Source organism: Streptococcus sp. SS4 (assembly GCF_030440125.1).
GTDB lineage: Bacteria > Bacillota > Bacilli > Lactobacillales > Streptococcaceae > Streptococcus.
Map to the genome: position 1 here is coordinate 1 of NZ_JAQFJM010000004.1, position 26,224 is coordinate 26,224.

Genomic DNA, 26,224 nt, shown 5'->3' on the forward strand with positions numbered 1-26,224 from the left:
GTTTATCTCGTGGTGACCTATGCTTTACTCTTTCTTGCGACCCTTGTTTATATCAATGCGACCTTCAGTGAGAGACTAAAAGAAGAAGTCCTACTCCAAAAAGATAGGCAAATGAGTGATTTGGCTCGTTATAGTCAACAAATCGAGCAACTCTATACGGATATTCGTCGCTTCAGGCACGATTACCTAAATGTCTTGTCTAGTATCAAATATGGCATTGACTCTAAGGATATGGCTATTATTTCCGATATCTACGATAACATCCTTGAAAAAACAAAGACTCGGATTGAGGGGAAACAGTACGAAATTGCCAACTTGATTAATATTAAAGATGAAGCCGTTAAAGGTGTCCTGGCTAGTAAAATTTTGGAAGCACAGGGACAGTCTATTACCATTCACCTTGAGGTCAGCGACGTCTTTGAAGTATCAAGGATGGAATTGTTGGATTTCATAACAGTGTTGTCTATTTTTTTGGATAATGCTATTGAGGGGAGTTTGGATAGCAGTACTAAGGAAGTAAATATTGCTCTTATCAGTGGAGAGACAAAGGTAGTAATAGTAGAGAATACCATTGCTCCAGAATCTATCAATACAGTCGGTATCTTTAAACTTGGCCGCTCAAGTAAAGGAGAGGGACGTGGTATAGGTTTGTCCACTGTTCGAGAGATTTTAGGGAAGTATCCTAATTGTTCTTTGTCAACACAATCTAAAGACTATCGTTTTAAACAGACACTAAAAATAGAAGATGTGGTTTGATAGAACCACATCTTTTGTCGTCCTTTGAAAACAAGTACCTGATCCTATATTTGTTTATTAAAAAAATATATATCCAGAATACTAGCAAAATTTCCAAAACACTGACTTTCTAATCTAAGTAAAAGAAATATTTATATTTTGTGTGAATAAATATAATAAATTTGTAATAGTGATAATTTTTAGACTTTTTACGATTTATAACAATTTGACAGTCATAGTCGTGCTATACTCTTTTGCATAGGAGAGAGTTATGAAAAAGACTAGGAGATATTATTATGAAATTTAGTTTTTACCATGTTGCTCAACGTTTCTCAATTCGTAAGTATTCTTTTGGTGCTGCTTCTGTGCTTTTAGGGGTTTTCCTACTTTCTGGTGTACAGACTGCTCATGCTGATGAGCAAGTGGCTGTTTCTGAATCAACTCCAAGTATTACTAGCGATAATGGAGTTGTATCAGAGAAAGTAACTTCTTCAAATGCTGAGATTGTTCTTTCTGAAGCTACTGTTTCAGTTCCAAAGGAAAGTTTGGAACCTGCTAAAGTACCTTCAAGTTCTGTGACTCCAGAAAAGACAAGTGAAAGTTCTCAGCATGTTGAAACAGTTACTACGAATGAAACTCACAAAGTTGAAAATACTACTGAAGCTATATCAACAGTAGAAGAAAAGGTTAACGTAGCGACAAATACTGATAAGTCATCTGATAAAAAAATTACTACTCCAAATATCTCAAATGAGGTAAATAAAAAAATTGAGTTGGAGGTACGTGAAGATAAGGAGACTGAAAAAGTTACTGTAACAGAGAAAATTTCTGATCCAAAAGTTCCTGAAATTAAAACAGATAATAAACCATCAACACCAAGTACTGGTTATTCGAGATTATTTAGTGTTGGAAATATTAGACGACCTTTGTCTAATAATTCTAGAATCGGTGATGATTATCCAGTAGCATGGCGTAATAATCCAGGGGAATGGGATAGCTGGGGTTATGCAACTGCTTATTGTACTTCCTTTGTTGCTAATAGACTCTATCAAGTTAATAAATTGGATACACCTAGAGGTTTAGGTCATGCTAGACAATGGGGTGGAAATGCAAGAAGTATGGGATATAGAGTTGATAATATTCCTACTAGAGGCTCTGTAGCATATTTGGACGATGGTCTTTATGGTCACGTTGCTTGGGTGTCAGCCGTCAAAGGTGATAATGTAGAAATCGAGGAGTATAACTATGGGTCAACCTATCAGTTCCGTTATCATAGTCGTGTGGTTCCCAAAAATTCATTCACTGGTTACATCCACTTTAAAGATTTAAAAAGTAGTAATACAAGTATCCCTGATACTCCAACACCAACAGATAATACAGGAAGTAATTTAGCTTCTTCAGGATTTTATCAATTTACAGAGAGAGTAAGCATAAAAGCTGAACCAAAAATGTCTGCTCCAGAACTAGCCTATTATGAAGCAGGAAATACTGTCAATTATGATAAAACACTCCAAGCAGATGGTTATGTCTGGATTTCTTATCTATCATATGCAGGAAACCGTCGCTATATTCCAGTACAAAAGCTTTCAACTGAGGTAAAACCAGAGGTTAAAGGAACCATTAACGTTACAAATAAGAATGACCAATCAGGTACCTTTGATGTTGTTATCTCGAATATTTCAAGTAATGTTGGACTAAAAGAAGTTCAAGTTCCAATTTGGTCAGCAAAAAATGGACAAGATGACTTGAAATGGTATAAAGCTGTTAAACAATCTGATGGTACCTATAAGACTTCTGTAAAAATTAGTGATCATAAGAATGACAGAGGAGAATATCTAATCCATCTCTATTATGTTATTGATAGTGGTAAACAAATTGGTGTAGGTGGAACAACGACAACTGTAGAAAGTGCTTCAACTACATCTAATCCTTCTAAACCATCAATTCCTAATAGTGGTGTTTATACTTTTAAAGGCCATGCAAGTATCAAAGCAGAACCAAAGATTTCTGCACCCGAGTTAGCATACTATGATGCTGGAAATACAGTAAATTATGATAGCCTTATTCAGGCAGATGGTCATTATTGGATTTCTTACTTATCATATTCAGGTGCACGTCGCTATATTGCTATTAACTAAGACATAGAGGAAACCCTATTACAGAAGATGGCAGGAAATATTTCTATATTTTTTATGTAACAGTATTGAAATATAGAAATAAAAATGTTATATTTACAACGTAAAAAATTTATTAAAAGGAACATAAAATATGAAAACTACAAGTAAGCTTATTGGTTCAGTCTTGGCTCTCATTATTGTTATTCTTGCCATCTTCCTGGTGACTAAGTTTAACAGCCATGAATCTGCACGTGTTACTACAAGTAGCAGCCAAACTAAAATTGTTAAGAAATCATCTTCAAGCTTAAGTAAATCTACTAAGAACGATAAGAAAAATTCAAACCCGCATGTAAAAAATGAAGACACAAAAGATGAAACAGTTGAGGTTAGTGAGTCTTCTGTTGCCAAAGATTCTGCAACTAAAGACACTGATGAAACGGTCTTATCTTCAGGAGGAGTTTCTGAGCCTACAAAAGAAAAAACAGGAGAAGAAACACAATCATCATCATCGTTTAATGGGAAGCAACTAAGTTCAGGTGATTATAGTTCAATCGCTGGTACTTGGACAAACTCTCGAGGAGAATTTGTCACAATTTCACCAGATGGTACAGTACAAAATGGGAGTGGTTATACTTATCATCTCTATTCTGGACATTTAAATAATGGAAATTTTTCAGGAACAATTGCTTCTGATATTGATAGCGCAGCTTTTTGGGCTATTCCTGGAACTGGTAATGGCGATTCAGACCATCTTGTTATTGGTCAAAGTGAGGATGCAGAAAATTATCCATTTTATCGTAATTAACATGAAAAAAAGATTGCTATTTATTTAGTAATCTTTTTATCTCTATGGATAGCTGAAATTATAAACATGATAGCAGTCAGTATAGTCTTTTTGATGAGTATGATACGTTTACAGGTGAGAAAAATAAAAGATAGTAGTCTTAAGAAGACTTGCTATTACTGAAGGGGAACCATTCGGTGGGTCTTTAGTTCTTGGCCTATAGCAGATACTTTTAAAATGAAGTGTAAAACAACCGTTCTTTACTGACTTCGAAAAGTATTTTATAATCAGTTATCTTTACATTTATTGCTCTCTAGCCTTGCATTGATATCAAAAATCTATATAATAATAATTAATACAGAGCCAGAAGAAAGGGTGAGAATTATGTTTATGATCTTGGTTCTATTACTTACATTAGCGAGTTTCTTATATGTTACCATCGGTATCGCCAAGAAAATCTTTTCAATTTTCGCCTTAATTACACCAATTGTAGTCTTGGGTGTTGGGCTTCTTATCGCAATGAATTAACAAAAGTCAAGGGGGGTCACTATCTTACAGGTAGTGACCGTTTTTGTTATGCTTTTAATGTCAAAAAAGACATTAAAGGAGAAAAATATGAAAGCACTTAAACTTATAAGAGAGGACGGTTATGAAAACGTCCATTACGCTAGTTTAGGGGAGCAAAAATTTAAAACATTGGTTGTTGCAGATAGGAAAGATGAACAAGAACAATGGTTTGAGCAACCAGAAATTGAATGTGTTCCAGAAGAAGTTTCAGATATCATTCGAAACTATACACTCCCATATATTGATCTTGGAAATACTGAAGATGAGTATTTGTTAGAGCAAGCAACTAATAAGGTTGTATCAGTTGTAGTAGAGAATGTACTTGAAACACAGCCATTTATTCCGAGAAATAGAAATGGTCGCCCTATCGGTGAATGTGTCGCATTCTGCGATATGTTAGTAGGGCGTGTTCAGAATGGAGAACTTGCTGGAACAACAGTTTATATTAAGCAAACAGAATCTGGCTTCCGCCAACCAAAAGACTTCTTTAAAATGGTTGGGCGTATTTTCCCTTGCAAATTAACTGAAATTCATATCCAAACTATCGACAATTATAAACTAACGATTAATAACCCATCAAACTATGTTGTTGAAGGTAGTATTGAGTTAGCTGAGTGGTTAACTAATTACCAGCTTCTTCAGCAAATTGAAAAGAGTAAAGATAATTCTTCTCGTAATCGAGATAGAAAAAATATCTTAGAGCGTACCCATGAAGGTATTGTATCAGCCGTTATTAACAATGGTAGCAATGCAGGTATCATGGTAATGACCAAAAAATTACAAACGGTATTTATTCCAAAACATAGGGTAAGTTATGAGTGTGATTCTTCATTTGTTAACCTAGACGAAGTAGTATCAGTCTTTGATAGGGTGGAATTTAAAATTACTGGGGCCAATACCCAAAAACCAAGTCCAAATCAAAGAGAACGTCACATTATCCATGACTATATTCGTATCGAGGGAGATATGAAAGTTCTCGAAGAAGCACCTCAAGATGCTTTGATTGAGATGATTGATAATAAGAAAGTCATAGGACGATTGTTTAAAGTGCGATTCATCAGTTTTGATCCACAGAGTCTTCATACAGTAGAGTTGGTTGACTTTCCAGGTATCAAAATTAAAATGAAGGACTCAGGTTCTTTAAATCGAGTTCCTTTTAAGCAAGGAGATGAAATTTCAGTTGTTATTCAAGATGCTCATTATCGCTGGGTAGACGCAAATAGCAGGGGGCGTCGAGTGGCTAAAAAAACTGAAGAAGTGAGCAGTAATTCACAGAATACGGAAGAGAAAAAGTGTCTGTTTCGTATCAAATCACGTTTCAATAGTTTCTATCCAAATCGTGTGAACAGTAAAATCTTATCAACATTTTTTACTAGTTGAGTCGCATATAGTTCCCTCTGAAATGGGAACTTTTTGTTTACGTTCGGAACAGAAAAATTTAACAAGGAGGGCTCATGAATCATCACAATATCAATGCTATTGTCTATTATCTGATAGTCTTTATTCGCTATGTCTTACCTATTACCTTGGTCTTTATCGGTATCGGTAGGTGGAGTTATGCTAAATCTATCAATAACCCAGAGAAACAAATTATGGGAGTAAATTTTGCCTTAAAATCAATTTTATTCTTATATATCGTTACATTTATCCCTATTTTCGTCATCTATGGACTCGCAATGATATCAAAGGGAGGAACACATAGTGGTGACTTCTCTATGATTAGTTTCGTAGAGGTCTTTACCCTAATAGAAATTCTAGCAGTTGGAATATTACCTGCATATGGTTTCATACAGGGATACATCTATCACTATCAATGGTTGATTACAGAGGGGAAGAAAACAACAAGCTTACCTCGACGAAATCTATTCATTAGACTTGGAATAATAGGTCCGATTGCTATTGTTGTATTTATGGAATTCTTGAAAAGAATGTTTGCTTACTAGAGAGGTGCTTTATGCGGAAGATCTTAAAATTATTTTTTAATCGTTATTATACAAATGGTAAGCGAACTATAGATATCTTACTGTTTTGTTGGCGAAAATATATTGATTGGGTATATCATATATCTTTTGGATTATTTGCTTTCAATATTATTATGTTTATCTTTAGATGGCGTTTACCCAGTTGGGTATTTATATCTTTATTTATATTTTTGTTCGTTAATATGGCTTTAGTTTTATACATTGGTGTATGGCACAGTAATGTTACAAGTCGTCAAATTTTCGTGTTATTTGAAAAATATGATACCTTAAAACGAGCAGAACGAAAGAAGATTATTGGTAAGTATGCTATAAGAGCAGCACTGGCAGCAGTACTTATATCGTCTGGATTATATGTACTAACAATCAATAACTTTATCTTATCCCTTATTAATCGTATGTATGATGTAGCAGATAATTATCTCAAATATATGCCCTGGTCGATACCAAATGGAAGTCAGACAGGTATTGTATTAAGTTATCATACCCTAAAACCCTTAATAGGAGCTGACTGGTTCAACAGTTTGTTATTGTTAACTCCGATTGGAGCAATTGGTCTTATTTTTTATAATAGCTATGCAACTGGGATTGCTGAAAAAACCTATGAGAAACTTGTTGAGCAATGGCTAGGAGGACGTTACTTCCAAGACAGTGTATTAAGTAATATTGTTCATAATCAAGATGAAAAAGGTCAAGCGAATTTGGTTATGGGACTTAACTCTAAAACTGGAGAGCAAGTGATTTTACATGCTAACGAGAGGACTTATCACACTATTATCTTTGGTTTGATTGGTACTGGTAAATCGGCAACGATTTTGATTCCAGCAATGCTACAGGATATGGAAAATATGAAGTACTATCTACTATCCTATCGTAAATATTTGATGAAAGTAGATGAAGAACTGGAAGAAGAATTCTTTAGCACAGAGTTTGAACGTAAGAAAAAAAGACGTGAATTGTTGGAGCAGTGGTATAACAATGGTTATGCTGCAGAGCTTACAAATGGTATTTATATGACTGAACCATCAGGTTCGATGTATGGCACAATTGTTAAGTACGCTCATAAAATGGGATTCCCTGATGAAATGATTTGGACTCTAGATCCTACTAACCCAGGAACTGGTGCAATAAATATTTTGGATGGAGATACTACTCAGGTAAAAGGGGCTGTTCGAGATTTATTTAAACGATTTAGTGATCCAAGTGGAACTGGTTCTTCTTTCTTCCTTAACCAAGAGGGACAACTTACTGATAATATCATTACGGTCATTAAAGAGGTAGCGTTGATACCAGATGCCCCAATCAACTACATGTTAAAAGGTAAGTCTCCAACACTAACTGAATTCTCAAGTATGTTACGTTCTAGTGATTGGATTGAAGCCTATATTGCTGTTTTTGAACAACTACTCAATCGAAAGAAAAGGCTTTTTGAAGAAACGTTGAAAAAGCATGAAGAGTTTTTAGAGCAGGAAAAAGAAAAGTGGTTAGAGGAATCAGAGTACAATCGTGAACACGAACAACTCTTTGATACTATCCTTAGACCAGAGAATGTTCATGAAGCTATAAACGCCTTTAATGATGAAAGAAATAAACTTGAAAACCTCCAAAGTTCTTATGATTATTTCATCAATGCTCATCAATTAAATTCGTATACAGAGGAATATTATTATACTTTTGATGCTAACGTATCTGGTCTAAAAGCAGTTATTGATGACCTATCATCTTCACCAGAAATCCGTCGTGTATTTTTCTCTCAAAGTACCAAAGAATTAGATATTGTTTTAAAAACGGGTGGAATGATTTTGGTCAATTCTGCTAAAGGTGTTCTTGGTAAAGAAAAGTCTCGAATGGTAGCACAGATGGTAACATTAGTTATGCAAAATGCTGCTCAAAGACGTCTTCCAGATAAGTCTCCTTTCTTTGCTTTTTATGAAGATGAAAAGAATGGTTACTTGATGCCAGGTAATGATAGTAACTTCCTAGATGAGTCTCGTAAGTTCCATGTTCCAGTTATGCATGCTTATCAACATGACGAACAAATTAGGGATTCTATTGGCGAATCTGGGGCTGATGCAATCAAGATGTCTTATCGTAATGCCTTTACCTTCCAACAAACCTCAACAAAGGTTGTAGAGTTCATTAATCTACGTTCAGGAGGAAAACATTATGCTCTTAAAGAAACCAAACGTGCAGCAAACGATGATCTCTTAGCAGGAAATCAAGGGAACTCAAGTGCTACTTCAGAGGAAGTAGTAGAAGAAGATAACTTCACTGCTAGAGATGCAAATAACCTAGAAAAATTCCAAGTTGGTGGTGTTATCGTCAGTGATGATGAAGTCTCAAATATGATTTATTTGACAACATCTCCGCATTTTAAAATGGATATTTCAAAGGACTCTTTTGTCTCACATACACCTTTCAATAAGGTTTATGGGCTTGGTGAGGAAGAACCGGAAATAGCAAAAGCATACAAGTTGTGGAGAGCAGAAGTGATAGAATATTACGCTCAAAAAGAGTCTGAAAGCCACCTCTATGAAAGTGATTTTACTGAAGAAGAATGGCAAGCAATCATGGATGTTAAGGTGCCAAATGTTGATAGTAATGTAAATGATACAGTTGGTAAAAAAGATGATTCTCCATCAGTTAAAAGAACAATCTTAGTCAACGAGAGTATAACAGAACATAGAGAAAGTACTTCAATTAGTGAAGAGGTAACAGAGGATATTGAGCAAAAAGAGGAGGTCAATAACTCAGATATTCCACCAGTTGTTGAAGAAAAACAAACTGTAAATAGCAAAAATGATATTGGTGAGTTGAAAGATAAAGAAATAACTCAAAGAGTGATCCTAGCTCCATCATCTACACCCGAAACTGTCGATACTCAAAATATTCAAGCCCCTAATCAAGAGTTTGAATTACCTCAAGAACTCTCTCGTGTAGCTCGTGAGAAAGCAACTAGAACTTTAGAAAGTAATGTAGAACAAATGGATATTGATGAAGAAGAAGGGTTTTAGATAACATAAAAAGCAACGGTTTTATGTACTGACCCCAAAAAGTTAGACAAATAATTTAAGTAAAGGATTTAGTTCTGTATTGTACAGGACTGAGTCCTTTTCTACCATTTGTCAAGTATATCAAGGTATTTGATGAAAAATAGTTTGAGTTCCATAGTCAAACTAAGGAAATTATCTTTTTTTGAACTAAAGTTTAGTGTAAAAAGTGTACACTAAACCAACACCTTATATGGTGATTTTTTTGATAAGGCGTTACAATAATATGGCATAAACAATTTTACCGATTTTGGATAGAAGTATAATCGTAAAGTTTGTTATGCGTTATGAGGTAATACATTGTTCTAATGAGACGATGTATAGAGGCAATCGTGTGTGGTTTGGTTGAAGTCACTTGCGATTGTCTTTTCCGTTTCTCATAGAAGTCTGCGATATGACAAGGATTGGTGTGGCTAGCTGAAGCTATGTTATGAATGCACTTAAAGAGAATCTTTCTGGCATAGGGATTCCCACGTTTGGTGATATGTTCCTTGGCTAGAAAGTTTCCAGATTCATAGTGTCTGAGGTCAATACCGATAAAAGCATTGATTTGATTGGCAGAGTGAAATCGACGAATGTCACCAAGTTCGCCAATAATACTTGTCGCTGTGGTTTCAGCTATTCCAGGGATAGAGAGAAGAATCTCATATTCTGGCAAAGATTGAGCCAATGTTACCATCTCCTCTACAACACCTTGTCTGTGTTCAGAAAGCCTAAGTAACTCCCCTGCATAGTATTTGACCTCTTCTATCACTGGAGAGGTTTTCTTGACCGCACAATAAGACTGATTAGCTAGTTTTGTAAGCTTATCTACTAAGTAAGTCACACGTTTTTCAGAGATACGTTTTGCCGTAGACTGACGGATGATAGCTGTTAATGTGGCGTCATCCGACTCCAGTACAAAACTATTACATGGGAAAGTTATTACCAAGTTCCAATATTGTTCCCCAGTTGGTGCTGACAAGATGTTTTCTAATTCAGGAAAAGTGATCTGTAAAACCTTGTGCAGACGGTTTTTAGCGCAGACAATATCCTCAGTAAGATTCTGATAGAAACGGCTGAGGTCGCGTAATTCTTGGTAAAGCGCTTCTTGGACATAGCTTGGTTTACGATTGAGGATGAACTGAGACATAGCTAGTTTTTCAGCGTCAATCTTATCGGTTTTACGTACTCGTAAGCTATCTAGTTGTTTTTTGGATTCTAAAGGATTGAGCCGTGTATAAGTGTAACTATTATCCTCAAAGAAGGCCTGAAGACGACGAGAATAGACACCAGTCGCCTCGAAGACAATCTCTGGCTGGTGAACAGTCTTCAAGTCCCCAAGTAGTCGATTAAATCCGATGGCATCATTGGGTATGGTATAGCCATGTACTTTTTCTCCATTGACCAAGATGGCCACTTCTGAACTTGCTTTACTCACGTCAATACCAAAAACTACTCGCATGATATTACCTCTTTGTCTTGAATGATTCCTTGCTTTAGTGATGCCATTTTCAATACTCGACGTTTTTCGTCCCACATACTTTGATAACATTCTTCCTAAAACAGGTGTCTTGTCAGTTTTAGTTACGACGTCTAGCGCCAAAGGACTCATCGACTTAACAAGACACCTCTACTTTAACATAACGAAAAAGTAGTGAGTACTTTCTCCCGTCGGAGATTTCCTCACTACTAATCTTAGTATGTTTTAGTTTTACCTTAATGCGTTTGTTGTTGTAATAATTAATATAGTCTATAATTGCTTGTTCCAAATGCTCAATTGACTTAAACGTCTTCTCATAACCATAAAACATCTCAGACTTAAGAATGCCAAAGAAGGATTCCATCATGCCGTTGTCTGGACTATTGCCTTTACGTGACATGGATGGTTGGATTCCTTTCTCCTCTAAAAAATGATGATAGAAATCATGTTGATATTGCCATCCCTGGTCACTATGGAGAATTGTATTTTTGTAATGTTTCTCTGTAAAGGCTTGTTCTAACATAGCTTTCACTTGTATCAAGTTCGGTGACTTAGAAAGATTGTAGGCGATAATTTCACTATTGAAGCCATCTAAAATTGGCGACAAATAGAGTTTTTGGCTGCTTGCTGGAATGGCAAATTCTGTTACATCTGTGTAGCATTTTTCCAATGGTTTGGATGCTTCGAACTGGCGTTGGATGAGATTCTCTGCTTTCATACCAACCTCTCCTTGATATGAAGAATACTTACGTTTACGGCGAATTCTAGCGGTTAAACCAAGTACTTTCATAAGACGTTGAACTCTCTTATGATTAATCACAATTCCTCTATTTCTCAATTCAAGAGTCATTCGACGATAGCCGTAATTTCCTTTATGCTCAGTAAAAATGGCTTGAATTTCAGCTTTAATGTCATAATCCTTATCATTTTGATCCAGCTGTTTTAAGTGGTAATAATAGGTTGAACGAGCAAGCTTAATAATCTTTAGAAGCATATCTAAAGAAAACTCAGTTACCAATCCTCGGACAATTTCCGTTTTTCTTCTTGCTCTTTTTCTTCCCTCAATCGGAGTTCTCTCAACTTTTTTAGAACTGCATTCTCCGCTCTAAGGTACTCATTTTCTGCTTGAAGACGTTCTAGTTCCGTCATTTCTTCCAGTTTTTTCTTTGGATTACGTCCCATTTTAGATAACCTTCCTCTTGTTTTCTCAACAATAGTATACCCGTTTTTCTTATAGTGTGCGAGCCAGTTAGGAAGCGTCCCACGATTTGGGAGAGCATATTCAAGAGAAACTCTATCTTGAGAATAGCCTTTATATAGGACTTTATCAATCATTTCTTGTTTTAATTCAGGAGAGTAGTAACGATTCTTTTCTTTTTTAGCGATTTCTATTCCGTATCGATCAATCAATTTAATCATGTAGCTAAGATTAGAAATGTTTATCCCAAATTTATTTGAAAGCTGATCTAAGCTATATCCTTGGTTTCTAAGTTCATAGATTTGAACCTTATCTTCATAAGTCAATTTCATAATAAAAACACCCCGAAAGTTAGATTTTTTCTGTCTAACTTTTGGGGTGCAGTTCAATTTCCGTTGCTTTTGTTCTAGTTTTGAGAGTTATTATATGTTTCTTTGTTAGTCTTCTCAGCATCCTTTCTTTCTTTTTCTTCTGCTTTTCTTTGCTTAATTTCTTTCTTTACTTCTTTAACCTTATTTTGTGTTTCAACAACTAACTCATCAATAGATAAATCCGGATTTTCTAGTTTTTTCAATTCAAAATAGATTTGCCCTAGTTTATCAGTTTGTGATTTTTGATAAGCCTTAAGCTGTTCCATAGCATCTTTTTTTTGTTGTTCGTATGCCTTAATTTCCTTAATAAAATCTGATTCAGTTTTTTTGTTTTTTCCTGCCATAATATGCTCCTTAATTATTAATTATATCTAATAGTATAGAGCAAGAATATTAAAAGTCAACCCATGTCACTCCCTTGAAAATAATCTATTCTAGGGTATACTGAACACTATAGCGACCTATTATAAATGAATCCTAATAGTAGTTATTAAGTGCTTAAAACCCCATAAAACCGGTTGTAACGAGTGTTATGTAATAACCAGATTTTATGAATGAAAGTACTGAGAGAACAAAAGTCTAAGAGTTTACTGTATTTATAGGGCTGACGACTAATATTAGAAACTCGTAAATCATAAATGAGTAAATGGTGGCTACTATATAGCTAGAATAAACCATTTTTTTTAGGGATTATCGTTATAAAAATAAACTACGACGTTATGAATGAGAGGAGATGAAAGTATCAATCAGCATTTTACGGGTACAAGAGAATGCTTGTGTAGTGCAATAGCAAAGGCATAACACGATTTTAAAAGTAATCGTTGCACTCTTCGAAAAAAGACCAGACTATATACCCTATTGATTGACTATTTTAGGACTACAAAATGCAAGATATAAAAAATAGAGATTTTACCTCACTTATTTCAAATAAAAAAAATAAAATTCATTACACCCAGAGGAATAAAATAGCTACTTATTTTGTTTCAAAAAATCAAAATATCTCTCTGTCGTTTTCAGAAGAGGAGCTTATCATCTTTTATCATCTACTAAGGTTTGGTTATTTTGATAAGGAAATCATAGACCTCATTTATACTGCAGTAACTCGAAAATCTAAAACCCCTAATTCATGGTTTTATCGTCTTGTTGGGAAGGTGAATCATCCTATTTCAGCATGTTTGGATACTAGAAGCGGTAAGAGAAAGATATATTATCTGAACAAAGGTTTTAGTACCTGGTTGCTTACTATGATTATGGGGATTGATAAAATACGGTTGCTAACAAAAACGACAGAATATGATAGGTCAGTATATAGCATTGTCAGTAATAATCTTCTAGGAGGAAAACCTCAAACCGTAAATATTCATGATCTAGAGACCAGACGATTAGTTGCTAAAATCTTAAACAAGCTATTTTTTAATAACCAAGATAAGTCTGTCTATGACCTAAACATACAAGTCGTATTTCCTATTAGTCGAGTTAATCTTTTAATGGTTCCTGATGCTGTTATATTTGTGAACGATAACCCTTTTTTTATTGAGTATGACCGAGCAACAGAACGTCAAACAATTCTACTTTCTAAAATATTTGGTTACGCAGAAGAACCAGCATTCGAAAATTCTAGTCTATTTTTCGTTTTCGAGAATAGTCGTAAAGATAATACGCAAGTATCTCAACGTTTAATGAACTTTTTGGAATATGTAAATGAGGTTGAGGTTGAAGGTGTGACTGGACATGACATGTTAAAGCGTAAAAATATTTCTTTATTCAGTCAAACAACAACAAATGCTTCTGACGTTATTGTCGAAATCATTCAAGAAAAGATGTTTTCAAATCATAAAGATTGGTGTGATTGCGAGGCTTATGATTTTTCTGAACTGCAGAAAATAGATTATCTTGTAAAGGAGATATCAGAACCTTTAGATGATGATAAATTCCAGTTATCAGCTGTTGTTGAAACAGACTCTTGGGAATTGAAAGAGTACCCTATCGTACCTATGGCATATATCAAAAATGACTTGATTCCACACTTAACTAGTCTCTATGAAGAATTCTCAATAGAGTATGAACATATGATCATTGTATTCCCTAAAGAAGTTTTACCAGAAAAAATCAAACTCCCTTTTGATGATTATTTCTTGATTGTTTATAGATAGAGTTAAGGTGTTTGTAAATGGATTATTTGGAATACCTAGGAAGAAGACTTACATGGTTAGTTGTTTCGCTTGTAGTTGTAACCGTAGTAAAAAGACCAAGAATTTTGAAAAGGCTAGCCATAGTTAGTGATGTAACTATTGGAAAAATCAACTACTTTATTTGTACCACATAACGAGGTTGTCAAGCGAGTTGATGAATTCTTATCAGTGAAAAAAGAATAAGTCACGCACAGCAACTGCAACATATAATCATTCTCTCAACGATTTAAAAGTATGTAAGAAAGTCACATGATAGTTTGAATTTGTTGTAAGTATCAGGTGTTGTTTTAAAGATAAAAAAGATTGAAAGGTAACGGTAATTAATGACAATAAAAATTGAATCTGCTTGGAAAACCCTTTGTGATGCATTCCCCAAGCTAAAGGATAATCCTCTTTACAAGGGGTGGTATATTAGCTATGCGATCCTTGTGACGTTATCTATTTTGACGGTAGTTGTAGTGAACCATAGGGTTGTCTATGCATTTCCGTTTGATTGGTTTGGTTTGCTTTTTGGAATTATCTTACCTTGGGTTCTTACGACCTTTTATATCGTATATCAAGGTGTGGACCATGCCCACCAGTTTACATCGACTAAAGTTGTTCTTGGGTTATTTATGTTACCTGTAATTCTGATTGGTTTTACCTCTAGTTATAAGAATGAATACAGTTATAGTAATCGTATGGTTACGACGGTTTTTGACCAGGAACTCACCCAACAAAGTTTCCACGCAACAAAGATTACATCAAATCAGCTTGATTATTTTAAAGAAGATAATGTCATTTATCCTTATAAGAAGAATACAGATTCAGAGATATATGTGTTCTTTAGACCTGATTGCCCTTACTGTCAAAAATCAATTCCAGTACTCAATAAGAGCTTAACTGAAAAAGAACGAAACAAGATTATCTATGTTAATGTTCTTGACGAAAGTGGCAAGAATTTAGCTAAAGCTATGGGAGTAGAGAAAGTAGCAACAGCAGTTATCTATCATAAGGATAAGAACTCTGGTGGATGGTCCAAACGTATTGAACGAATGGCCGGAGGAAAACATGCTGCACCTCGTCTTGATGAGGATGCTATCCATGATATTGTGTCAGTTGCAAAGGAGGAAACAAAATAATGTATTTGTCAAAAAAAGATATTTCAGAATGGATTGCTAGTCTAAAAGTAGGTGACGAGGTTACGATCCAAATAACACGGATGGATGGTGTCATAGTTTCTAGTGAGCGTGGCATTGTCGACAAGTGGTTAGGTAAGAGACTTATAGTTGTTAACGGGAAGCATTTTGTTCCTAGCACTGGTTTGAGACAAAGTAACGCTTTTGTCCCTGGTCAAAAGACAATCGTGGAACAACTTTTTCCCTTGGATGCTTTGCTTTTAGATGAGGAAGAACTTGCCAAAAGAGACACCATTATTCAAAGGTTGAAAGAGTCTGCAGAACTTCTAGAGCACGCGCAGACTTATTCTTCATTAGTCATTTCTAGAGTGCTTCGTAAGCTATCAGTCCTAGACGTTGGTGATGTTTATGATCTAAGTGAACTACGTTCCTCTAGTGACACAGAAGACTTAGAAGATAGTGCTTTATTGGATAGACGGAAACTCTCAGAGAAGAAACGTTGTTTAAAGACTCTTGACCGTATGCTTGCCAATTTAAGTCAAGATAATACCTTGGGTGCTTTTAAGTTAATCTCTCTTTTGGGAGAAGTAGCTTCTGAATTTACTGATGCTGAAAATGAGGTAAGTGAATGTTAGCCTATGTCATTATGTTTGTAGTTATGTTTGCCATCAAGTGTGTTACTCTTACTTTTGTGAAGAATAAAGAGTCTACAGTTGTCAGTACTTTTCTGAGTGGCACGAATCAGATTTTTTTTAATACGATTGTCTGGTTTTTACGACTAACAGCCATGTTCCAGTTTTATCTTTTGGTGGTGGACAATAATCTAACTGTTATCCCTATAATTGTTGGTTTCATTCTACCTAATGTCTTGTTCTTGTTTAAGAGAATCAAAGCCTCTTTATCGGATTTGCTTGTACGTTGGTTAAAATCATTTATTGGTCATAAGTATAGAACATGCCCATTTTGTCATGAATCACATTTATTCTTTCGATACACAGAAGACCGCACAGCTGCTTATTACTATCTCTTGACAGAAGAAGATAGTCTCGTGGCCATTGGAGATTTTGATAATAGTGATCATCCTGCACGTTTCTTTTTAAGTAACGATGAATCACATTTTGATGAGCTGGTTGATACCATGCTACCTTATATGTTGCCTGGAATGGAAGAGGTGGTCTATGTAGGTGGCCGACCACAGCGATTGGCTAGAGAATTGTATTGTGTCGATTGCCAGGAACGAGTCAGTGAGGATAGCGGGGTACAATTTGGTGAAGTACTTTTAAGTGAGCATAGGCATGAAGATCATAAAGCCCTTGTTTAATTTATTACCAATACTGTACTCGAGCTATGCTGTGTTCGAAATTACTACAAAAGAACTTAAATGCGTAGCTCCTACAAGGTACACTAATTATCTTGCATTTCATACAATTTTTTTAGTTAGTGACTAAAAGTGAGAATGTATATAATCGACAAATTTTTGGGGAAATGAACGTATATTTTATTGACAAAAACTTTGACAAAATGTATATTAAAATTATATATTCAATTTAATATTTCTTATTAAAATAAGAAAGTCCCTAATTGTATTGAGGAGAGGAGAAAAAATGAATCTTTGGTTAATATTAGTTTTACTTGGTGTGGTTGCTGTTATTGGGGGTGGTGTGGCCGCTGCTATTAGCTTTGGAAGACATCAAAAACGTGCTAATGAAAGAGCTATTAGAGAGGCCCTAGAATTAGCAACAAAAGATAGAACTCAAAGAGAACAAGAATAAGAACGAATACATGTAAACACTAGCTATGCTGGTGTTTTTTTATACCCGTTTAAGTATCAAGAAATTTCAAGGAGTAAAGATTTTTACGAAATTTTTGCATCTTTTTCAGAGAAATAGATTAGCACGCGCGTGAGAAGTGTCTTTGTAACTTTTGAACACAACAAAAAACTAGGGCCATCGCCCTAGTTTTAAAGGAGGTTTGTTCGCATCTGGGTTTGTAGGAGATTATGATGCGAACTGGATTGGATTAGGAGTCTCTATTTCTATTAGGAGGATTAGAGACTGAAAGGATTAATTTTCGAGTGTAGTTTCATCGAACTACAAGAAAATTATAGCAGTTTATGAGAAAGGACACAATGCAGTTAGGGGGTGTCACACCCCCCATTATTAGAGAATAACTGACTTAAGGTGTAGTGGTATGTTTTATTGTGTGCTATCCTATTATTAGGCTAATAAATAACATGACTAACAAGGAGAAAATGATTATGGTTGAAAGTAATGAACATGCTTTAGAGAGAGACAGTGAATTAATGCTTATTTCCAAAATTTTCAACTTGTCAAGTGAAGACGGTCATGAGTATAAATTTTTACTGGTAGTAGACACTAGTAATAAATTTGCTAACGCAATCAAGAAAAGTGAAAGAACCTCAGAAAAATCACTAGAACTGCTAAAAAATACTTATATGATTGATATTAATGAGTATCCAAATGCGATTGATGAAGTAATTAGGAGGTCACTTACTTTAAAAGACGTTACTCAATTGTTTCCAAAGTTAGTTACAGTTTATGAATTTGTAAATAGTAGAGCTCTACCTTATGGCTGGAGGTTTGGTTTTCAGAATCAAAAATTTGCAACCTCAGAGATAAATTTGGAATTAGCGGGACGTATAAATAAAGAACTAACTTTACGAAAATCATACCTTAAACGTTTCATGTCAAATAGAGAAATTGAGGAGCTAGTGTTTCTTCAAGAACTTGAAGAAGGCATACTTAGTGGAGCAATTTCCGGAAGAGTTGAACATTTAGGTTTTTATCCATTAGAACCTATTACTTTTGAAGAAGAAATTCCATTTTATTGGCCAAGATTTATATTATTTGGTCAAAGAGTTCGAAGACTTAAGGCTTATGGTTATCCTCTGATTGAGAATGAGATTACAAACACTTACTTAGGTTTTGTTAATGAAGTACTATCATTTTATGATGACGCTGTCGGATCTCAGTCCTCCATTGGTAAACTAAATAAGATGTAGGTAAAGAGGTGATAATAGATGGGTAGGCTATTGGAATCAAAATATTCCAAAGCGGATATAACAGGAACAATTTGTTTCATAATAATTTTTGGTTTAGTTGTAGGTATGATGACGTGGTCTATATTTACTCCTATAGGACATCTCAAAGGCACTCAAGGGGACCTTAGTGCCATATATGAACCATATGTTCATCAACTAGAAAAAGGAGTAGAGAAAAATGAAAAGAGTCGTTAAAAATAGTATAGAATGGACGATAATAACGATAGCTTTGTGTATCTTAGTAGTGGTTCTAGCAGCAGCAACTAAAGGGATTGTTACTAATAGCAATCATCATTCATTCTTTCAAATGATAAGCGATAGTCTACCTAAAGATAACTCATTGATTAAAAAAGAGACACCATCTCAGTCTATTGTCAGTAGTGCATTGGGTATTCTAACGATCTTGCTAATTTATGTAGGAATGTTCTCGAATCATATCTTATTAAAAAAATATGATTGGTCTTTAGAAAGTTTAAACTGGTTTGTCATCCTTGCTGGAATCACTCTAGGCTTACTGTTAATGAATGTATTGGGCTATATGACATTCAGCAATAACATTTTGATAAGATTATCGTTTAGTGTTTTAGCAGGGGGTAACTTTTACTTGCTGCTTAGACTGATTTTAGCTTTTCCATATTCATTTTTAAGGTTTCTTTCGGAGAAAAGGAATCACTTTCCTGAAGGGATAGATACGAGCAACAATAAGGCAGGGAATAATAGGGAGCAGTAGTTACTTTGCAAATCAATTTGGTGAAAACAGAATAGAGGGGAACGAGAAGGCATCATAAGTGGTGTCTTCTCGTTTATTTATAAAGGAGTTAGCTTCTAATGTTGACATAAGGCAACATAATTGGTATAATTGACTTGTGAAATAAAGAGAGAGGTTATTATAATATGGGATATATTGGTAATAGAAGAAGCGAACGCTCACAATTTGCTATTGAAAGTGGACTTGTTACTAAAAGTCAATTAAAAGCATGGCAAAAAAGAGCAGTGGAAAGCGGAGCAGTTAGACCTTGTGAATGGCATCACACAGGTAAATATTTTAACAAGACTAATTACTTTGATTTAACTGATTTTGAAGAACTAAACCCAAAAGATTTTCCACCTAACTCTAAGAAAAAAGAAGAAAAAGAAACATGGTATGTTTTGGTATCGGCTGAGTGGGGCGGTACTAAAAAACACCGTAAAATTTTAGGGGCTGACGTGAAAGTAACTAATAAAATAACAGAGAGACAAAGAACTGCAAATAAGTATTTTTTGTATGGTGGCTATATCAAAGAATTTGATACTGAAGCAGAAGCAAACCAATTTGCTAAAATTGCCGAATTAGAAGATTGATTATTGAGAGGTGATAAAATGAAGATCAATACGACAAGAGTAGAAATGGTGTTAATGAACAGAGCTATACCAGCTAATTATTTAGAAAAGGAACTGGGAATAAACCGTTCTACAATTACAAGATTACGGAACGGTGAGAGAAAGCTTGAGAATCTAACGTTAGAGACGATTATGATAGTTCAGAAATGGATAGATGAGGGAAACTATCGCTTTAGTTATGATTATAGTGAGCTTATCGAAGAATTAGAAGAAGATATCGCTGAAGGTTTAACCGGTAATTACCTATTTATTGTCCGAGGAGAGTATAATGAAGCTTTAGAAAAGTGTCCTATTATCGATTACTATTATAGTAAAGAAGAGATTGAAGGTGGAGACTTGGCTGAAAAGGTATTGACAGAAGCGGTTCTGGATGAAATGAAACAGGACAATGCCATACTATGATATGTGAGGGACTATGGATAACATGGCAAAAAAGAACTGTTTAATCATTATTTTATCTACTCTTCTGATTATCTTAGGCTGTTACTCATACTACCGTATATCTGAAGATGCTTACGTGGTTCGCACTTTTAGTAATGGACGCAAGCTTTATTATGATAAAAGAGGTGGCTATAATCCTTATTACCTGGAGGGAGAACCAGAAACAACATGGAGTAGTTCTGTAGTATTTGTAGATAATGATGAAGCACTCAAAGAACACCAACTCCTTAGTCAGTTAAATGGTGAAGTCTTTGTAGATGTCAGAGATGGTTGGAGCAAATAGGGTTGTTATTGTTTTTAGTGATAGATAACTAGTAGCAATTCTTTTGAGTATAAGTCAGATAAAGGTCTATATGGCAAATTAGTAAGGATAAATTCTTAGAGAAAGGAATAGTAGAGTGTATACTTTAGAAATCCCTTTGAATACCAAAGGTTATGATGATTTTCTAGCCAAACGTTTTAAATATGGCTACAAGTTAAAACGAGCCGTAACAAATTGGATCAATTGCCAAGAACATCGTCGTGTTAGCTCAGAGGAATATAGGTCTTTGTCTCTACGTGCTAAAGAGCTGGCAGAGTTAAAGGAAGCTATCTCTAAAGAGAAAGACAAGACAAAGAAACACTCTATGAAGGAAACACATAAGGAGCTTTCGGAGACACTTAAAGCAGATTGGATAGCCTTAAATGATAGATTTGGTCTTAATAGTGGCAAATTCATCCGATATAAAGAATTAGGACAAGCAACTGCTATGTATGAAAGGTATGCAGAAGAAGGGATAATCCACTGGTCTACTATGGAAATTCTTAGTCAGACAGTTAAAGGGGCCTATCTTCAGCGTCGTAAGCAAGGAGAAAGTAGCAATCATGTCTCAGTTGGTCGCTTAGTGGATTTTACGACTTTATGGTACCGTAAATGCAATAACTACGTGACTGATGAAGGGGTATTCTTTGCGACTGGTAAAGGCAGAAACGACAAGTTATTTATTCCTTTTGCTTTTCGTCGAGGCCAAGAGATTAAGGTTGCCTATGCACTGGAATTTCAAAAATTAGCGTTATATGCTCTTAAACGGACTCTTGTTAAGGGAAATGTTTGGAAATACAGTATCTTATTAGTCTTTGATGGTGTTCCTTATGGATTAGACCATGAACTACCAAATAAAGGAAACGTGGAAATCAAGTTATCTGTAGAGCAGATGGCGATCACTGCTGCGCGTGATAATGAGACTATTGTTTATGACCTTTCCAATGATTTTGGGTATAGTAAACGGTTGGAGGACTTAGATAGAGCTATAGAAAGTAAGCGTAGAGCCTTAAACCCAGATAACTACGATGAAAATGGTGTTCCTAAAAAAGGTAAGAGAGTATGGGTGCGGGACTCAGCCTATAAGAAACTTCTAGACCAAAAACATTATATCTGGCATAAGGTTAAAAAAGTACGAAAGAACCGTTTTGGACGGATTGCTAATCAGATCTTGATGTTGGGTGATACCTTTACTCTTTATCAAGAGGATTTTAAATCCTTGCAATCTCGTAAGGACTACAACCCAGAAGAAATGTCTTGGTTTGACCAGCGTAAACAAAAAGGCTTTGAAATTATGTTTAATGCTCCATATGAATTTGTGGCTATTTTAGAGAATAAACTCTCATTTAAAGATATTAAACTGAACAAGATTAAACATAAGAATAAGTGATATAGGGTTATTTGCTTGATTCCTTGCCTCAAACGATAAATATGTTATAATAACTAAAAGGGTTTATTTAGGAACCTTCAAGGTAATTATGAATAACCTTGTAAATACCAGATAGCCTAACCGGAAGCTAAGGCAAGAAGGTCGGGAGCTGGTCCATGTCGAGGTTTTGTTACTGTTCTATTTGACATGGTACTAAAACTTGAGTGAATATATTGAAACGTTTGGTATAGTTTTGTTACTGTTCTATTTGACATGGTACTAAAACTTAGAGGAAGGTTAACCTTTAAAGTACAAGGTTTTGTTACTGTTCTATTTGACATGGAACTAAAACATAAACTGTATATCATGCACCTTTTAGGTGTTTTTTTTATTTTACGGTAAGTCACTTTTATTCTTAGGTTGCTATTTTTTCATGTGTTTGCTATACTAAAGACATAAATTTTTAATTTATATCTTTTTTTCACCACCTCAAACGGTGAACCTTTGGTCACGTGACTAAAGAAAAGAGAAGCATGGAGGAGGAGATGTCATTACTGGTTCTGTCCCAGCAATCGGCATACCATGTTTTATAATGGGTTAAAAGGGAGCGTACTCGCTTTTAGCTATCAGTTAAGTCATCAGACAGAAGAAGAGGCTTAACGCTTATAACAGGTACGAGATAAATTGCCTAATTGATTGAAAGGCTACAACAAACGTTATTAGCAACTAAGCATAACGAGAAGTTTATCCTATGGTTTGCCATAGGCACGCGCAACCTTGTTTTTCGAGACAAGGCTTGCCGGCTTCTTTGTTATGCTTTTTTTGTTTTGAGTTTGGGTAGTTGGACAAAAAGAAAGGCGACATCTCGATGATTAGAGGTGAGGAACAGGTGTTCCCAACTCTAACTTGTCGGCATACGGAGGAGGGCTACGAACAAGTGTTCGGGGCTTTCCAAGGTCACTTAACAACAACAATATTATATTTTTAAAGGAGAAAAAAATGACAAAAACTTTCAAAACAAGCTCTACTTATAGAGCGGCACGAAAACAACAGAAAACCGCATATCGTAAAACATTTTACGATGAAATGAATTATATCATCAGTCCTAGTGAGTGGGCTGATGGTGTCATTAGCGGTTTCATAGATCCGAAGACCTCTTGGTCTAATGATCATGTTAAAGGAAAACTTGAGAGAGTTACCCCACGTAGTCATTGGACTAAGAGGGGGTATAAGGAATACCTTGGTAAATCAAGGTATGTTTCTCAGCAAGAGCCTGAAGCGGAAATTGTCGAGATGATGGATCTCGAGTTAGTGTTTTAGAAATTAGTGTTTTAGAAAAAGGAGAAAAATATGGCAAAATTTGTTGAAATTTCAACTGAAGGTATTTTTTCAAGAACCTTCAGAAACGAAAAAGGAAATACCGACTTATGTAATCCCACTGGAAGGGAATTACGTGAGTCTCAAGACCCAGCAGATTGGTGGGTAGAGTATGAGGACAGTTTAGGTGGTCTTCATTACGGTCGTTAAACAACATTCAATATCAAAGGAGAAAAACATATGCTTAATAAGGTAATTATTACTGGTCGTTTGGTCGCAGAACCGGAACTTCACTACACGCCTTCGAACAAGGCGGTAGCAACGGCTCGTATCGCTTGCCCTCGTGATTTCAAAAATCAAAATGGGGAGCGAGAAAGCGACTTTTTCCCTCTAGTTATTTGGGGTAAATATGCGGAGAGTTTCTCAAACTGGATCAAGAAAGGATATCTTGTGACAGTTGAGGGACGTTTGCAAACTCGTAGCTACGAGAATCAGCAAGGCCAACGTGTCTATGTGACCGAGGTTAATGTGTCAAATTTTGACAACTTACAGCCTCGTGATCATAGTAACACTTCTTCGCAAAGTCCAGATTTTGGACCTGCAGAAGGGGGCTTTCCTGGTGGCGGAGAAGCTATGGACCCGACTATGTTTGAAAATATCCCTTTCTAATAATGGTCTAAGGCCTTAGGAAGAAAGTAGAGAGTTCAGTGATACTGAGCTCTTTTTGTTTTTAAAGGAGAAAAAAATGACAGTAGAGTTACTTCCTCCATTGACAGAGGATAATTACTACCAAGATAGGCATTACATGTCTACTTCTCGTTTTAAGGAGTACATTAAATGTCCCTTAAGACAGCAAGTTGTTGACTTGGGCTTTTGGCCTGAGAAGACGGAGACAGAAAGCCTACTTGTTGGTAATTATGTCCATTCTTACTTTGAGACTAGAGAAGCTCATGAAGCATTCTTGGAAATGAACCAAGATAAGATCATAAGTCAACGAGGAAAAACCGCTGGCCAGGTAAAAGCCTCTTTCAAACAAGCAGATAAGATGATTGCTGCTTTAGAAAAAGAGGAGCTTTTTCATCGTTTGTATCATGGTACGGATGATGAGATGGTGGAGAAAGAACGGATTATCACTGGTACGCTGGAAGGGATTCCCTTCAAGTGCAAAATTGATAGTCTGAATCTTTCAGGCGGTTATTTCGTTGACTTGAAGACGATGGAGAGTCTTCAGTCGGAAAAATATTCGACGACACTTCATCGTTATACGAAGTCTCTTCTCTATAACATTGTAGAATATCAGTATACGCTACAAATGTACGTATATCAGGAGTTGCTGAAGCAAACCTACGGTTATGAGTTTACACCTTATATTATGGCAGTTTCAAAAGAACCTGTTCCCGATAAGGAGCTAATTCTAATCGATGATACTATTATCGAAATGGGGAGAGATATCTTCTATGGACATGTTGAAGCACTTAAAGATGCTTTAGCACATAAGTCTGTCGAAGGATGCGGGCACTGTGATTACTGTTTAACGAATAAGTCGTTAACAACAGCAAAAACAGTGGCAGAATTTTTACAACAATAAATAGAAAAATGGTCCTAGGGCCATTTTTTATTAATTAAGGAGAAAAACAATGACTGAAACAATTGCAAACACAAATGAAAAAAACCTGCTTACTGAACTTATTGAAGCTAAAGTAGCTTTAGCTAAGGCAGAAATGCAGTTAGAGGCTGAGCAAGCTAAAAAAGACGAGCCGGAAGTTATGGCTCCATTGTTTGAGGCTTTGGCCAAGGCTCAAGCTGAGTTCGAGTCGGTAACTGCGACAAGTAGAGTTACGTTTAAGAACGTTGACTTTAAGTTCGCACCGTTATCCGATATCCTAGCGGCTGTACGTCCAGCACTCAATAAGTATGGTCTAACTTTGACTCAGCAAACCAAACATATCCCGTTTGGTAATGCTAACGGAGTCAAAGTCGTGACAACATTACTTCATGAAAGTGGTGTCTCTTACGACATTGAGTCTGTTCCTGTATTCTATAATGTCAATGACATTAAGAACCTAGGAGCTCAAGTAACTTATCTGCGACGCTACGAGGTGAAAACACTTCTTGGCATTGAGGCTGATAGCGAAGAACTGGATATGGACAATGTGCCAAATGTGCCAAATCATTCACAATCAGTTCAACAAACTGGTAATTATGATAGTAACCATAATTATCAGTCAAAAGCCCAAGCGAAAACACCTCGTAAGCCAACAGGTGCTCGCTATGGAAAGACTGCTCAGTCAGCGTCGCTTGCTACTTCTTTGAGTAGTAGTGAACAGACATCTCTAAGTGAGGTGACTTCATCTAACAAAGTTGCAAGTGATAGTGTATCACAAGCAACTAGTGAAGCTGAATCATCTTCACAAACGAGTGAAACAGCTACACAGCCAAAAGTGACAAAAACTGCTTGTAACGATGAACAACTGATTCAAATGGTTGCTCGTGGTGAAGAAGCAGCACTGTCTCTTGGAGCCACAGAAAGCCAGTTGCTTGAGTGGTCTGAGCTAGGCGAAAGCCAAGGGTTGACTGTTCAACTCAAAGCCTTATCAGATTTTGTTTCTAAACAACGTCAGCAGGCACAACAACAATAGTAATAAAGTGGTCAAAAGACCACTTTTTATATTAAGGAGAAAAACAATGGAACATATGTTTGAACTTTTCAATACGAACATGACTTATGCTCAACAGCAAGAAGTATGGTATGAATTCTTTAATCAAACACTCCCAGAGTGGT

General features: G+C 35.7%; 26 protein-coding genes. 23 read left to right on the plus strand and 3 right to left on the minus strand.

The window, feature by feature from the left end; genetic code table 11:
- From PCY16_RS04270 to PCY16_RS04300, 7 genes are all read left to right on the plus strand, one after another.
- Positions 1–756 (plus strand): sensor histidine kinase (locus PCY16_RS04270; protein ID WP_301353958.1); only part of this gene is annotated, 756 nt, incomplete at its 5' end.
- A gap of 275 nt (positions 757–1,031) precedes the next feature.
- Positions 1,032–2,873 carry an SH3 domain-containing protein gene (locus PCY16_RS04275; RefSeq protein WP_211181150.1) on the plus strand — a complete coding sequence of 614 codons (1,842 nt, stop codon included), beginning with the start codon at positions 1,032–1,034 and terminating at the stop codon, positions 2,871–2,873.
- Positions 2,874–3,003: 130 nt separating this feature from the next.
- Positions 3,004–3,657, plus strand: coding sequence for a DUF6287 domain-containing protein (locus PCY16_RS04280; RefSeq protein WP_301353964.1), 654 nt, complete (start codon positions 3,004–3,006; stop codon positions 3,655–3,657).
- A 363-nt stretch (positions 3,658–4,020) separates the two neighbouring features.
- Entirely contained in the window at positions 4,021–4,164 is a 144-nt protein-coding gene (locus tag PCY16_RS04285) for a hypothetical protein (RefSeq protein ID WP_002887149.1), read from the plus strand.
- A gap of 87 nt (positions 4,165–4,251) precedes the next feature.
- Positions 4,252–5,583 carry a hypothetical protein gene (locus tag PCY16_RS04290; protein WP_301353970.1) on the plus strand — a complete coding sequence of 444 codons (1,332 nt, stop codon included), beginning with the start codon at positions 4,252–4,254 and terminating at the stop codon, positions 5,581–5,583.
- A gap of 74 nt (positions 5,584–5,657) precedes the next feature.
- Positions 5,658–6,146, plus strand: coding sequence for a hypothetical protein (locus PCY16_RS04295; RefSeq protein ID WP_301353973.1), 489 nt, complete (start codon positions 5,658–5,660; stop codon positions 6,144–6,146).
- A 221-nt stretch (positions 6,147–6,367) separates the two neighbouring features.
- Positions 6,368–9,196 (plus strand): hypothetical protein, encoded by a 2,829-nt coding sequence (locus PCY16_RS04300; protein ID WP_301353976.1) that lies wholly within the window; start codon positions 6,368–6,370, stop codon positions 9,194–9,196.
- Between the two features lie 277 nt (positions 9,197–9,473).
- Here PCY16_RS04300 and PCY16_RS04305 read toward each other — a convergent pair whose 3' ends face one another.
- From PCY16_RS04305 to PCY16_RS04315, 3 genes are all read right to left on the minus strand, one after another.
- Positions 9,474–10,676 (minus strand): IS110 family transposase, encoded by a 1,203-nt coding sequence (locus PCY16_RS04305; RefSeq protein WP_037605196.1) that lies wholly within the window; start codon positions 10,674–10,676, stop codon positions 9,474–9,476.
- A 154-nt stretch (positions 10,677–10,830) separates the two neighbouring features.
- A protein-coding gene (locus tag PCY16_RS04310) for an IS3-like element ISSth6 family transposase (RefSeq protein WP_301353981.1) occupies positions 10,831–12,224 on the minus strand; the annotation gives its coding sequence in 2 pieces (ribosomal slippage) (positions 10,831–11,783 and positions 11,783–12,224; 1,395 coding nt in all).
- Between the two features lie 74 nt (positions 12,225–12,298).
- The gene (locus tag PCY16_RS04315; protein ID WP_227039674.1) at positions 12,299–12,607 is read right to left on the minus strand and encodes a hypothetical protein; all 309 of its coding nucleotides are present in this window, start codon (positions 12,605–12,607) and stop codon (positions 12,299–12,301) included.
- 540 nt (positions 12,608–13,147) lie between these two features.
- On the opposite strand from PCY16_RS04315, the gene PCY16_RS04320 reads away from it, so the two are divergent.
- The 16 genes from PCY16_RS04320 (at position 13,148) to PCY16_RS04395 (ending at position 26,081) form a co-directional block, all read left to right on the plus strand.
- The gene (locus PCY16_RS04320; protein ID WP_301353984.1) at positions 13,148–14,416 is read left to right on the plus strand and encodes a hypothetical protein; all 1,269 of its coding nucleotides are present in this window, start codon (positions 13,148–13,150) and stop codon (positions 14,414–14,416) included.
- A 362-nt stretch (positions 14,417–14,778) separates the two neighbouring features.
- Complete coding sequence (locus PCY16_RS04325; protein WP_301353986.1) at positions 14,779–15,576, plus strand: thioredoxin family protein; 798 nt, start codon at positions 14,779–14,781, stop codon at positions 15,574–15,576.
- On the plus strand, positions 15,576–16,208 hold the full coding sequence (locus PCY16_RS04330; protein WP_301353989.1) for a hypothetical protein: 633 nt from the start codon (positions 15,576–15,578) through the stop codon (positions 16,206–16,208). Before PCY16_RS04325 ends, PCY16_RS04330 begins: the two co-directional genes overlap by 1 nt.
- On the plus strand, positions 16,202–16,894 hold the full coding sequence (locus PCY16_RS04335; RefSeq protein WP_301353992.1) for a hypothetical protein: 693 nt from the start codon (positions 16,202–16,204) through the stop codon (positions 16,892–16,894). The genes PCY16_RS04330 and PCY16_RS04335 overlap by 7 nt, the downstream gene beginning before the upstream one ends.
- A 283-nt stretch (positions 16,895–17,177) precedes the next feature.
- Positions 17,178–17,345, plus strand: coding sequence for a hypothetical protein (locus PCY16_RS04340; protein WP_236651710.1), 168 nt, complete (start codon positions 17,178–17,180; stop codon positions 17,343–17,345).
- 485 nt (positions 17,346–17,830) lie between these two features.
- Positions 17,831–18,595, plus strand: coding sequence for a hypothetical protein (locus PCY16_RS04345; protein WP_301353995.1), 765 nt, complete (start codon positions 17,831–17,833; stop codon positions 18,593–18,595).
- 217 nt (positions 18,596–18,812) lie between these two features.
- Entirely contained in the window at positions 18,813–19,364 is a 552-nt protein-coding gene (locus PCY16_RS04350; protein ID WP_301353997.1) for a hypothetical protein, read from the plus strand.
- 164 nt (positions 19,365–19,528) lie between these two features.
- On the plus strand, positions 19,529–19,975 hold the full coding sequence (locus PCY16_RS04355; RefSeq protein ID WP_301354000.1) for a hypothetical protein: 447 nt from the start codon (positions 19,529–19,531) through the stop codon (positions 19,973–19,975).
- A gap of 18 nt (positions 19,976–19,993) precedes the next feature.
- Positions 19,994–20,416, plus strand: coding sequence for a hypothetical protein (locus PCY16_RS04360; protein WP_301354002.1), 423 nt, complete (start codon positions 19,994–19,996; stop codon positions 20,414–20,416).
- A 13-nt stretch (positions 20,417–20,429) separates the two neighbouring features.
- Positions 20,430–20,738 carry a hypothetical protein gene (locus tag PCY16_RS04365; RefSeq protein ID WP_301354004.1) on the plus strand — a complete coding sequence of 103 codons (309 nt, stop codon included), beginning with the start codon at positions 20,430–20,432 and terminating at the stop codon, positions 20,736–20,738.
- Between the two features lie 115 nt (positions 20,739–20,853).
- Entirely contained in the window at positions 20,854–22,146 is a 1,293-nt protein-coding gene (locus PCY16_RS04370; protein ID WP_301354006.1) for a hypothetical protein, read from the plus strand.
- 978 nt (positions 22,147–23,124) lie between these two features.
- On the plus strand, positions 23,125–23,445 hold the full coding sequence (locus PCY16_RS04375) for a hypothetical protein (RefSeq protein ID WP_301354008.1): 321 nt from the start codon (positions 23,125–23,127) through the stop codon (positions 23,443–23,445).
- A 30-nt stretch (positions 23,446–23,475) separates the two neighbouring features.
- On the plus strand, positions 23,476–23,652 hold the full coding sequence (locus PCY16_RS04380) for a hypothetical protein (RefSeq protein ID WP_201043160.1): 177 nt from the start codon (positions 23,476–23,478) through the stop codon (positions 23,650–23,652).
- A gap of 30 nt (positions 23,653–23,682) precedes the next feature.
- Positions 23,683–24,111, plus strand: coding sequence for a single-stranded DNA-binding protein (gene ssb / locus PCY16_RS04385; protein WP_301354012.1), 429 nt, complete (start codon positions 23,683–23,685; stop codon positions 24,109–24,111).
- Positions 24,112–24,187: 76 nt separating this feature from the next.
- Complete coding sequence (locus tag PCY16_RS04390) at positions 24,188–25,030, plus strand: PD-(D/E)XK nuclease-like domain-containing protein (RefSeq protein ID WP_301354014.1); 843 nt, start codon at positions 24,188–24,190, stop codon at positions 25,028–25,030.
- Positions 25,031–25,079: 49 nt separating this feature from the next.
- Entirely contained in the window at positions 25,080–26,081 is a 1,002-nt protein-coding gene (locus tag PCY16_RS04395; protein ID WP_301354016.1) for an ERF family protein, read from the plus strand.
- The last annotated feature ends 143 nt before the right edge of the window (positions 26,082–26,224 follow it).